The sequence below is a fragment of the Hamadaea sp. NPDC051192 genome, from assembly GCF_040682475.1.
In the GTDB taxonomy this organism is placed as follows: Bacteria; Actinomycetota; Actinomycetes; order Mycobacteriales; family Micromonosporaceae; genus Hamadaea; species Hamadaea flava.
Genome location: NZ_JBFBAZ010000046.1, coordinates 44,214 through 55,300 on the forward strand (window position 1 = coordinate 44,214; position 11,087 = coordinate 55,300).

Sequence of the window (11,087 nt, forward strand, 5' to 3'; positions counted from 1 at the left end):
GCGCTGGGCTTTTGGGCGCTGGGCTTTTGGGCGCTGGATCAGGGTTCTGGGTCGAATCTTGGCCGAAGATTCGACTTGGATCCCTGATCCAGCGCCAAGTCCAGCGCGATGCCGGACAGCCGACCGCCGCCGGAGACCTGACGTCACGGCGGCGGGCGGCGGTCAGTGTTTATCCGCCGATGTGGATCCACACCGGGCCGATCTGCAGCAGATGGCCCAGACCCACGAACAGTCCGATGAACACGCGAAACACCCCCCACACCTTGAGTGCCTTCGGGTTGAGCCTAGGCACTTCATCGATGGTGTGGAGGGCGTTTGCGAAAGAAGTTCGCGCAGGGAGGTACGCGTACTCCCTTGTCGTGGTTCGTCAGGCGGGCAGGCGCGGCCCGGCCTCACGCTGCTCGGCCAGCCAGGTCTCGACCTCGGCGCTGGTCCGGGGCAGCCCGGCGGACAGGTTGACGCAGCCCTCGGCGGTCACCAGGACGTCGTCCTCGATGCGTACGCCGACGCCGCGCAGCTCCTCGGGCACCAGTTCGTCCTCGGTCTGGAAGTACAGCCCGGGTTCGACCGTCAGCACGTAGCCCTCGTTCAGCTCGCCCTTGTTGTAGTGCTCCTTGCGGGCGTTGGCGCAGTCGTGCACGTCGATGCCGAGCATGTGGCCGAAGCCGTGCAGCGTCCACCGGCGGTAGAGCATCGAGTCCTTGTCCATCGCCTCCTCCACCGACACGGGCAGGATGCCCAGGTCGTGCAGGCCCTCGGCGAGCACTCGCATGCACGTGGTGTGCACGTCCTCGAACTTCACGCCCGGCTTGATGAAGTCCATGCCGGCCTGCTGCGAGGCGTACACCACGTCGTAGACCTGCTTCTGCAACGGGGTGAACTGGCCGCTCACCGGCACCGTCCGGGTCACGTCGGCGGTGTAGAGGTTGCGGTTCTCCACGCCCATGTCCATGAGCAGCAGATCGCCCGGCCGCGTACGCCCGTCGTTGCGGATCCAGTGCAGGATCGTGGCGTGAGCGCCGTTGCCGACGATCGACGAGTAGCCGACGTCGTTGCCGTCGTGCCGGGCACGCAGCCCGAACACGCCCTCGATGAGCCGCTCGGACACCGCCCGGTCGGCGGGCAGGATGCGCGCGACGTCCTCGAAGCCGCGCACGGTCGCGTCGATGGCGTCTTGCAGCTGTGCGATCTCCCACGCCTCCTTGACCAGCTTGTGCTCGGAGATCGTCCAAGCCAGCTCCTGGTCCCGGTCGAGGTCGGCCGTGCTCCACGGCAGTACGCCGGCGTCGACGCCCGGGTCGAAACCGCGCAGCACGCGGGTGCCCTTGGCGGTCAGCCCGGCCAGCACCTCGGGCAGGTCGGCCAGGTTCGCCGTCTTGACCCCGAGTTCGGCTTCCTTCTCGGCCAGCGTGTGCCGGCGGCCGATCCACAGCTCGCCGTACATCCGGTCCTTGAAGAACTCGTCGGTGTCGCGCGGCGAGCGCGGCCGGACGAACAGCGTGGCCTCGCCGTCGGGGCGGACGACCAGCACGCTCTCCGGGTCGAACTCGCCCGTGAGGTAGAAGAAGTCGCTGCCCGGCCGGTAGTTGTATCCGGTGTCGTTGGCCCGGACCTTCTCGTGGCCGCTCGGGATCACGAGCGTCTCGCCCGGGAACGCGGCGGCCAGCCGCGCGCGGCGGGCGGCATAGTTCGGCGCCCCGTCGGTCCCGGTCACCGCAAGCTCCGCGTCCCGCCATCCGGTACGCATGAACTCGAGGAACTTCTCCGGGTACGCCGGGTCGTGGGTCTGCTGGGTCTTGGTCTTCCCGTTGCCTGCCTCGGTGTCGGCGGCTTCCGGGGTGGCCTGGTCGGCCTCGGTCATGGTGATGTACCTCCCTGTGGTGTTCACCTGGCCTCGACCCTACCCGGATCATGAACACCGCATAATCGCCGACCGGATGTCTCGCCCCGGGGGTTGGCCCGCGCGCGATCATCCGCGTGACAAGATGGTGGCCATGTGCGGGATCCTTGCCTTCTTCAGCGCCACCGGCGACGCGTACCGGCACGAGCAGTCCCTGGCCGGGGCGCTCGAGTGCCTGCATCACCGGGGCCCCGACGAGACCGGCCTGGAACTGGTCGGCGCGGACGCGATCTTCGCCCACAAGCGGCTGTCGATCATCGATGTGGCGCTCTCCCATGAGCCCATCCCTTACCTCAACGGCCGTTATGTCCTGACCTTCAACGGTGAGATCTACAACTACCTGGAGCTGCGCGAGGAGCTGGCCCGGGAGTTCGGCGCCGAGTTCGCCACCAACGGCGACGGCGAGGCGGTCGTCGCGGGCTTCCACTACTGGGGCGAGGCGGTCCTCGACAAGCTGCGGGGCATGTTCGCCTTCGTCATCTGGGACCGGCAGGAGCGGCGTGCGTTCGGCGCCCGCGACCCGTTCGGCATCAAGCCGATGCACTACCTGACCACCCCGGACGGGCTCTACCTGGCCAGCGAGAAGAAGGCGCTGATGCCGTTCGCCCCGTCGGCCGAGGCCGGCGACAGCGGGGTCGACACGGCCAACCTGTCGCACTACCTGACCCTGCAATACGTGCCGGAGCCTCGCACCCTGCACAAGGGCATCGCGCGGATCGGCTCGGGCGAGTGCCTGTCGTGGTCGGCCGCCGAGGGCGTGCGTACCCGGCGCTACTACCAGCCGACCTTCCGGCCCACCCCGACCGACAACCCCGAGGCCCTCTACGCGCGGATCCGCGAGACGCTGCGGGAGAGCGTACGCATGCACATGCGCTCGGACGTGCCGGTCGGCGCGTTCCTGTCCAGCGGCATCGACTCGACCGCGGTGGTGGCGCTGGCCCGGGAGTTCAACCCGAACATCCTGACCTTCACGGTCGGCTACGACGTCGACGGTTACTCCGAGATCGACGTCGCCCAGGACTCGGCCCGCCACCTCGACGTCACCACCATCCCGACCAAGATCGGGCCGGCCGAGATGATGGAGGCGCTGCCGAAGATCGTCTGGCACCTGGACGACCCGGTCGCCGACCCCGCGCTCGTGCCGCTCTACTTCGTCGCGAAGAAGGCCGCCGAGCACGTCACGGTCGTCCTGTCCGGTGAGGGCGCCGACGAGTTCTTCGGCGGTTACACGATCTACCGGGAGCCGCTGTCCCTGGCGATGGTCAACGACCTGCCCGACCCGCTGCAGAAGGGTCTGCGCGCGGTCTCCAAGGTCATCCCGCAGGGCGTCAAGGGCAAGAGCTTCCTGGAGCGCGGCACGACCCCGATCGAGGCCCGCTACTACGGCAACGCCCGGATGTTCAACGAGGCCGAGAAGCAGAAGCTGCTGCGCCGGTACGACCCGTCGGTGCGCTACACCGACGTCACCGCGCCGATCTACGCCGAGGTCCCCGACCTCGACGACGTGACCACGATGCAGTACGTCGACCTCTACACCTGGCTGCGCGGCGACATCCTCGTCAAGGCCGACCGCATGTCCATGGCGCACTCGCTCGAACTGCGGGTGCCGTTCCTGGACAAGGAGGTCTTCAACGTGGCCTCGATCATCCCGGTCGACCTGAAGCTGCCGCCGCGGTCCGAGCAGACCAAGTTCGCGATGCGCCAGGCCCTTCAGCAGGTGGTGCCGCCGGCCATCGTCAGCCGGAAGAAGCTGGGCTTCCCGGTGCCCACCCGCGTGTGGCTGGCGGGCGAGATGTACGAGTGGGCGCGGCATGTCATGGCCAGCTCCGGCGCGGGCCAGCTGCTCGATCTGGCGTACGCCGACAAGCTGCTCCAGGAGCACAAGGCGGGCACCGCCGACCACTCGCGCAAGATCTGGACCGTGCTGGTCTTCTGCATCTGGCACGCCATCTTCGTGGACCGCACCCTCGATCCCGGGATCGCCCGGAACCAGTCGGCACTGCTCACCAAGCCGGTCGTCGGGTCCATGGTCTCCTGAGCCGTGATGCCCCCCTCGGCGGTCGTACTCGGTGAAGCGCTCATAGATCTCCTGGAACAGCCGGACGGAAGTTTCCGTCCGGCTGTGGGCGGCGCGCCCCTCAACGTCGCCGTCGGCCTGGCCCGGCTCGGCACGCCCACCCGGCTCGTCACGGGGGTGGGCACCGATCCGTTCGCGGCCACCATCCTCGGTCTGCTGTCGGCGTCCGGGGTCTCGCTGGCCTCGGTCGCCGAGGTGACCGGACCGAGCCCGCTCGCCGTGGCGAGTTTCCAGGGCGCGGAGCCGTCGTTCTCGTTCTACGGCTCGCTGCCGGTCCCGGCGCTCGATGCGGCGGTCGTGGCCGCGGCGCCGGTCGTCTATTGTGGATCGATCGCGCTGTTGACGCCGTTTCTGGACGTCGCCCGGGCCGCCTGGGCGATCCCCGGCCCGCAGCGGATCTTCGACCCGAACCTGCGGCCCTTCCTGCTCGCCTCGTCCGGCGTCGACCGCGTACGCGAGATCGTGGAGGAGTTCGCGGCATCGGCCGACGTGCTGAAACTGTCCGACGCCGACGCCCGGCTGCTCTATCCGCACCTGTCACCGGTGTCGACCGCGTTGTGGCTGCGGTCGCTCGGCGCGCGTACGGTCGTGGTGACGCTGGGCGCGGGCGGGGCGGTGCTGCTGCGCCCCGACCGGGGTGCGCGTCCGTCGGCGATGGCCGACAGTGCGATCCACTCCACCGACACGGTCATCGGCCTGCGTACGCACCCGGGACCGGTGGTCGACACCACCGGCTGCGGCGACTCCGTGTCGGCCGCCCTCATGCACTGTCTCGCGTCCGGGCTGCCGGACGAGGACGCCGCCTGGATCTCGGCCATGCAGTTCGCGCTCCGTGTCGCGGCGTACGTGGCGGCCCGGCCGGGCGGCGCGGTCGCGATGCCGTCGCTGGCCGAGGTCCCAGCCCCGCTCTGACCTCCCGCTTTAACGCGCAGATCAGGGATATGCAGCCTTCCCCGGCTGGCTTTGGCCTGCGTAACCGTTATCTGCAGCCAACGGGGCGGGTGAGCGAGGGCGGGCTAGTGGGAGTTCGAGGGCTGCTCTAGTTCCTCGTAGCCGCGGATGATCGCGAGCTGGGCCTCTTTCAGGCCCCGCTCGCCGAACCGGGCCAGCGTGGTGTTCCGGGCGACCTTGAGCGGGTCGCCGCCATCACCGTGGGCTTCGCGGATGAGCCAGGAGAGCTGGCTGAGTTCGCTGTGCTGCGCCTGGACGAAGTCCGGCCCGACGACCGCGCCGTGACCGGGCACGATCTGAGTCTGCGGGCCGAGCCGAGTCAGCAGGGCGGCCAGCGTGTCCGGCCACGAGATCGGGTAGGAGTCGCCGAATCCGGGCGGCGCGCCTTCCTCGACCAGGTCGCCCGCGACGACCACGTCCACGTCCGGCACCTCGGCCACGAGGTCGCCGATCGTATGGCCGCGCCCGAGGTGCCGAAGCACCACGACCCGTCCGCCCACGTCCAGGCTCGTCACATTGTGGACGATCTGATCCGGCGGCCGGATCACACACTGGCCGAGCGCGTCGGCGAAGGCGAGATCCTGCGGCAGCATCTCCTCGTACCACTGTCGCTGAAGCACCGGCCCCTGGTCGCGCAGCAGCGCGGCGGCCTCTACGTGCGCCCAGATCGGCGCATCCTGCGGCGGCCGTCCGCCACCGGTCCCAGCCGCTACGACGGCGTTGCCGAACGCGTGGTCGTAGTGATGGTGGGTGTTGACGACGGTCAGCGGGTCACCGGTGATTCCGCGTACGGCGGCCAGCAGTTCCTTGGCCTGGCCGTCGTGGGACAGCGTGTCGATCAGCAGTGCCTGGCCGTCGCCGACGATCAGCGTCACGTTGACGCTCACGATCGGCTCGACCGCGACCAGGACCCGGTCCGCGATCTCGGTGAACGTGATCATCCTGCCGCTCCACCGGAAGCCGCCGACCCATCGGAAGCCGCCGCCCCGCCGGACGCCGCCGCCCCACCGGAAGCCGCCGACCCACCGGAAGCCGCCGACCCATCGGAAGCCGCCGACCCATCGGAAGCCGCCGCCCCACCGGAAGCCGTCGCCTCGATGGACGAGGGAGCCAGCCCGTCGAGGGCGTCGGTCGCCTTGGCGATGAAGCGCTGCCGGTCGACCAGGATCCGCTCCACCCGGCCGTCGGCCACGACCAGATCCTCGTCGCGTACGGTGACGTCGAAGATCAGCCGTCGACCGTCCACCTTGACCAGCAGGGCTTGGGCGACGACGGTGCGGCCCACCGCGGTCGGCGAACGGTGATCCAGCTCGGCGCGTACGCCGACGGTCGTCGCGTCGGACGGCATGTGCCGCGCGGTCGCGGCGACGGTGGCCGCTTCCGCCAGGGCCAGCACCCGCGGCGTGCCGAGCACCGGCACGTCGCCGGAGCCGAGGGCCTGCGCGGTGTCGGCGTCCGAGACGCGAAGCTGCACCTGGGCGGTCAGTCCGGCGGCCAGGGAGTGCTCCATGCGCTCACTCTAGGCAACGAAGCCGACTCGGGCCACTCTCCCGCACAATTCCCACATTCGCGGGGGAAGGTGGGCGACTCCGATATGACCGACTGAGGAGATTCGCCTATGCTCGGCACGATGCGGTCGCAGGAGATGGCACCCCCGGCGCACGCCGCGCCTCCGGCACAAGCGACACCCGAAACACGCGAAGCTATACCTGAAGCGCGACAAGTCTCCGCTTCCGTTCGGCAGACGCTACCGGCTCGGCCGGAAGCGCCGGCGGACAGCTCCCCGGAAGATCGCCGACCTGCGAACAAGCCCCGGCTGCGGGTCCTGGACGGACTGCGGCTGCTGGCCGCGCTGGCCGTGGTGGCCTGGCATCTGATCGCCGCGCCGACCGCCGGCTGGGCCGAGGCCGGCGTACGCGACTTCGGGCCGTTCGCGGCGGTAGCCAAGTACGGCTGGCTCGGCGTCGAGCTGTTCTTCCTCATCTCCGGCTTCGTCATCTGCCTGAGCAGCTGGGGTCGGCGGGTCGGCGACTTCGCGGCGTCCCGCGTCATGCGCCTCTATCCCGCGTACTGGCTGGCCGTGCTGGCCTCGGCGGCAGTGCTGGCGCTGTTCGGCACGCGGGAGGTGACCTGGCCGCAGACGGCGGCGAACCTGACGATGCTCCAGAACCCGCTGGGTGTCGCCGATGTGGACCCGTCGTACTGGACCCTCGCCGTGGAGCTGCGGTTCTATCTGCTCTTCGCGATCGTGGTGGCGCTCGGCGTGACCTACCGCCGGGTCGTCTACTTCTGCGTCATCTGGCTGGCCGTCTCGGTCTTCGTCTCCGGGCAGCCGTGGCTGGCCTGGCTGATCTCGGCCGAGAACGTGCCGTACTTCGTGGCGGGCATGGCGTTGTTCCTGGTCCACCGGTTCGGCGGGACGCCGCTGCTCTGGGGCATCGTGACCGCGAGCTGGCTGATCGCCCTCTACCGGGTGGACTCCCATGTCACCGCCGCGCTCGGTGAGCACGGACCCGACGAGTGGATTCCCGCCGCCCTGATCGTCACCGGCTTCTTCGCGCTGATGAGCCTGATCGCGGCCGGCTTCGGCAGCCGGATCAGCTGGCCCTGGCTGGTCACCGCGGGGGCGCTGACCTATCCGCTCTATCTGCTGCATCAGTCGCTGGGCGTGACCGTGATCGGCGGACTGCGCGGGCACGTCCCCGGCTGGCTGATCCTGATCGCCCTAGTCGCCGGGCTGCTGGGGCTGGCCTGGCTGGTGCATCGTTACATCGAGCGACCGGTCGCGGCCTGGCTCAAGCGGGCCGCCGCGTCCTCCCTGGTAGCGATGCGCACCGCTCGCTGAGCGCGAGGAACGTCGGTTACGGGGAGTATCCTTCTGCCGATGGAATCCCAGCCCGCGGAGATGGACGGCCTCTTCGCCATCCCCACGACGCCCGGCTTCGGCGGCCCTGACGCCGGTTTCGCCGAGCCCGGCCCGGACGCGCCGCTGGCCGTCCGGATGCGGCCGGCGAGCGTCGACGAGCTGGTGGGACAAGGTCATCTGCTGGCGGCCGGGGCCCCGCTGCGCCGGCTCGTGGGCGGCGGCGCTCCGATGTCGGTGATCCTCTGGGGCCCGCCCGGCAGCGGCAAGACCACGATCGCGCACCTCGTCGCGCGGGCGAGCGAGCGCCACTTCGTCGCCATGTCCGCGCTGACCGCCGGAGTCAAGGACGTGCGGGCCGAGATCGACGCCGCGCGCGCCCGCCGTCGCCGGGGTGGGCCGGCCACCGTCCTGTTCCTCGACGAGGTGCACCGCTTCTCCAAGGCACAGCAGGACTCGCTGCTCGCGGCGGTCGAGGACCGCACGATCACGCTGCTCGCCGCCACCACGGAGAACCCCTACTTCTCGGTCATCTCGCCGCTGCTGTCCCGCTGCGTACTGCTCACGCTCAAGCCCTTGGACGACGACGGCGTCCGCGGCCTGGTGCGGCGCGCGACCACCGACGAGCGCGGTCTGGGCGGGGCCGTCACGCTCGCGTCCGATGCCGAAGATCATCTGGTACGCCTCGCAGGCGGTGACGTCCGTAAGGCGCTGACGGCGCTGGAAGCGGCCGCTGGGTCGGCCGCGGAACTCGGCGTGACCGAGATCGACCTGGCCATCGCCGAGAAGGCGGTGGACACCGCGGCCCTGCGCTACGACCGGGCCGGCGACGAGCACTACGACGTGGTGAGCGCGTTCATCAAGAGCATGCGTGGCTCGGACGTCGACGCCGCGCTGCACTATCTGGCCCGGATGCTCGTCGCGGGGGAGGACGCCCGGTTCATCGCCCGGCGCATGGTCATCTTCGCCTCCGAGGACGTCGGGATGGCCGATCCGACGGCGCTGATGGTGGCGACCGCCGCCGCCAACGCGGTGGAATACGTCGGTCTGCCGGAGGTGACGCTCAACCTGTCGCAGGCGGTGATCCACCTGGCCACCGCGCCGAAGTCGAACTCGGCCACCACCGCGATCGGCAAGGCGATGGCCGACGTACGCGCGGGCCAGGCGGGCAGCGTGCCGAAGCACCTGCGCGACGCCCACTATCGCGGGGCGGCCGGGCTCGGGCACGGAGCCGGCTACCGCTATCCGCACGACGATCCCCGGGGTGTGGTGACCCAGCAATACGCCCCGGACGCGATCGCCCGGACCGATTACTACGAGCCGACCGACCACGGCGCGGAGCGTGCCGTCGCCGCCCGGCTGCCCAAACTCCGTTCGGTGGTACGCGGTGTCCCGGTGCCGCCGTCCGACCGGCACAATGGCGCGAATGCCGGTTCGGGTGCCGAACCGGGCCAGACCTCAGCTGACCGAGAACCGGAGAAGGGGGAGGGTCGGTAGATGGCGCGCGACGCGGAGCGACCCGACGACGGCCGAGGCCGTCGCAAAGGCCGCGGCGGTGGCGAGCCGCAGGAGGTGCCCCAGGAGGAGACCGGCTGGCTCGACGACCTGCGGCACGCCAAGGAGGCGAAGGCCGACATCGGCCCAGGCGGCACGCCCGGCGGCCCAGGCGAGAAGACCCGCGGCGGCTCCGGCGACTCCCGGTGGGCCGCGTTGCGGGGCGAGTCGGGTCCCGGCGCCGCTGGATCGCCGCCCGCCGCACCGCCCGCCACCGGACCGTCACCCGCCGGACCGCCGCCGACCGGCCCCGCCCCCAGCGGCCCGGCCCAGGCGATGCCCGGATCTCCGATCGCCCGTCGCCGGACCGAGGACACGCCGCCGCCTCCGCCGGCCGGTCGGCGCCGCGCTGACGAGCCGGGCGGCGAGCCCACCTTCGGCGGCGGACGCCGTCGAGCCGACGATGACGCCGGTGAGCCGACCTTCGGCGGGGGCCGCCGGCGCGGGGACGAGCCGTCCGGCGATGTGATGGCCGGTCGACGGCGTGGCGAGGAGCCCTCCGGCGATGTGATGGCCGGTCGCCGACGCGCCGAGGAACCGGTGTCCGGCGGGCATCGCCGCGACGACGAACCGCCTGGTGAGCCGACCTTCGGCGGAGGCCGCCGTCGCGGGGACGAGCCGTCCGGCGACGTGATGGCCGGACGACGGCGGGCCGACGAGCCGACCGGTGGCTTCCGCCGGGGCGACGAGCCGTCCGGCGACGTCATGGCCGGTGGGCGCCGACGCGCCGAAGACCCCCCACCGCCCCCGGCCGGCCGTCGGCGGGCCGAGGACACTCCTCCTCCTTCTTCACCTCCGCCGCCGGCGGGTCGACGCCGTGCCGACGAACCGGTGGACGAACCGACGTTCGGCGGTGGCCGCCGTCGGGCCGCAGAGCCGGCGGAACCGCCTCGGACCGGCCATCGGCGCGACGAGCCTCCGGCGCCCCCGTCCGGTCCACTGTCGACTTCCGGCGTACGCGCCGAGCCGCCCGCTGACGGACCGCAGGGCGCAGCCGGTGCACCGCCGCCCGGTCGCCGATCCGGCGCACTCGGCGACCGTTTCGTGCCGCTGGGTCGCCGCGACGCTTCCGGTCCCGCGGAGCCCCCGAGCGGGCGAGGCGGCCCGGTATCCAGCAGCCCGGCGGCGCCGGGTGTCGGTCCGGCCGGTCCGGCCGCACCGGGTCGTGGTGGCGTACCGGGTGGGCCGCGCGGGGCGGAGCGTCCCCGCGACGGCGAGCCCGGCGGTCGCGGAGCCGGCCCCGGCGCGCCCGGGGCTCCCGGTCGAGGCGGCCCCGCCGCCGGTACGCCCGGCGGCCGTCCCACTTCCGGCCCCGGTGGCGGACTGGGCTCTCCGCCCGGCAACCCGCCTCCGCCGGTCGCCGGTCGCGGCGGTGCTCCGGCCGGTCCCGGTGGTCCCGGTGCTGGTGGCGGTCTTGGTAGTCCGGTCGCTCCCGGTCGTGGTGGCGTGCCCGGTGGGCCGCGTGGGCCGCGCGACGCAGAGCCCGGTGGACCTGGTGGGCCGCGTGGTCTCCGTGACGGTGAGCCCGGTGGACCTGGTCGCGGTGGTGCTCCGGGTGGTCCCGGTGCTGGTGGTGGACTTGGTAGCCCCGTTGCTCCGGGGCGTGGTGGCGTACCCGGTGGGCCGCGCGACGGCGAGCCCGGCGGACCCGGTCGTCCTGGTGCTGGTGGTGGACTTGGTAGCCCCGTTGCTCCGGGGCGTGGTGGCGTACCCGCTGGTGGGCCCGGGAGCCCCGTTGCTCC

General features: G+C 71.6%; 8 protein-coding genes and 2 pseudogenes. 5 read left to right on the forward strand and 5 right to left on the reverse strand.

The features are described 5' to 3' along the window. Window positions 1–169 precede the first annotated feature (169 nt). Together AB0M47_RS20790 and AB0M47_RS20795 are read right to left on the reverse strand one after the other, a co-directional pair. Window positions 170–292, reverse strand: a complete 123-nt coding sequence (locus tag AB0M47_RS20790; protein ID WP_363415991.1) for a hypothetical protein — start codon at window positions 290–292, stop codon at window positions 170–172. 75 nt (window positions 293–367) lie between these two features. Further along, window positions 368–1,861, reverse strand: a complete 1,494-nt coding sequence (locus AB0M47_RS20795; protein WP_363415994.1) for an aminopeptidase P family protein — start codon at window positions 1,859–1,861, stop codon at window positions 368–370. 133 nt (window positions 1,862–1,994) lie between these two features. On the opposite strand from AB0M47_RS20795, the gene asnB reads away from it, so the two are divergent. Then, entirely contained in the window at window positions 1,995–3,938 is a 1,944-nt protein-coding gene (gene asnB, locus AB0M47_RS20800) for an asparagine synthase (glutamine-hydrolyzing) (protein WP_363415997.1), read from the forward strand. 6 nt (window positions 3,939–3,944) lie between these two features. Continuing rightward, window positions 3,945–4,889, forward strand: a complete 945-nt coding sequence (locus AB0M47_RS20805; RefSeq protein ID WP_363416010.1) for a PfkB family carbohydrate kinase — start codon at window positions 3,945–3,947, stop codon at window positions 4,887–4,889. 104 nt (window positions 4,890–4,993) lie between these two features. Here the strand turns inward: AB0M47_RS20805 and AB0M47_RS20810 are convergent, their stop codons facing one another. Further along, window positions 4,994–5,869, reverse strand: coding sequence for an MBL fold metallo-hydrolase (locus tag AB0M47_RS20810; protein ID WP_363416000.1), 876 nt, complete (start codon window positions 5,867–5,869; stop codon window positions 4,994–4,996). Window positions 5,870–6,060: 191 nt separating this feature from the next. Continuing rightward, window positions 6,061–6,438: pseudogene (locus AB0M47_RS20815) on the reverse strand (hotdog domain-containing protein); the annotation flags it as partial. A gap of 120 nt (window positions 6,439–6,558) precedes the next feature. On the opposite strand from AB0M47_RS20815, the gene AB0M47_RS20820 reads away from it, so the two are divergent. After that, entirely contained in the window at window positions 6,559–7,773 is a 1,215-nt protein-coding gene (locus tag AB0M47_RS20820) for an acyltransferase (RefSeq protein ID WP_363416002.1), read from the forward strand. A gap of 156 nt (window positions 7,774–7,929) precedes the next feature. Beyond that, window positions 7,930–9,288, forward strand: a complete 1,359-nt coding sequence (locus AB0M47_RS20825) for a replication-associated recombination protein A (RefSeq protein ID WP_363416013.1) — start codon at window positions 7,930–7,932, stop codon at window positions 9,286–9,288. Between the two features lie 279 nt (window positions 9,289–9,567). On the opposite strand, the gene AB0M47_RS20830 is transcribed toward AB0M47_RS20825, so the two are convergent. Continuing rightward, window positions 9,568–9,900, reverse strand: a complete 333-nt coding sequence (locus tag AB0M47_RS20830) for a hypothetical protein (protein ID WP_363416005.1) — start codon at window positions 9,898–9,900, stop codon at window positions 9,568–9,570. Window positions 9,901–10,162: 262 nt separating this feature from the next. Between AB0M47_RS20830 and AB0M47_RS20835 the strand changes: the two are divergent. Beyond that, a pseudogene (locus AB0M47_RS20835) lies at window positions 10,163–11,087 on the forward strand (hypothetical protein); the annotation flags it as partial.

What these genes read in the sequence shown, in the direction of transcription:
- AB0M47_RS20830 (WP_363416005.1), bottom strand. Translation starts at nt 9,900, where the DNA reads ATGCCCGCCGGACACCGGTTCCTCGGCGCGTCGGCGACCGGCCATCAC.
- AB0M47_RS20820 (WP_363416002.1), top strand. Translation starts at nt 6,559, where the DNA reads ATGCGGTCGCAGGAGATGGCACCCCCGGCGCACGCCGCGCCTCCGGCA.
- AB0M47_RS20825 (WP_363416013.1), top strand. Translation starts at nt 7,930, where the DNA reads ATGCGGCCGGCGAGCGTCGACGAGCTGGTGGGACAAGGTCATCTGCTG.
- AB0M47_RS20810 (WP_363416000.1), bottom strand. Translation starts at nt 5,869, where the DNA reads ATGATCACGTTCACCGAGATCGCGGACCGGGTCCTGGTCGCGGTCGAG.
- AB0M47_RS20795 (WP_363415994.1), bottom strand. Translation starts at nt 1,861, where the DNA reads ATGACCGAGGCCGACCAGGCCACCCCGGAAGCCGCCGACACCGAGGCA.
- asnB (WP_363415997.1), top strand. Translation starts at nt 1,995, where the DNA reads ATGTGCGGGATCCTTGCCTTCTTCAGCGCCACCGGCGACGCGTACCGG.
- AB0M47_RS20805 (WP_363416010.1), top strand. Translation starts at nt 3,945, where the DNA reads ATGCCCCCCTCGGCGGTCGTACTCGGTGAAGCGCTCATAGATCTCCTG.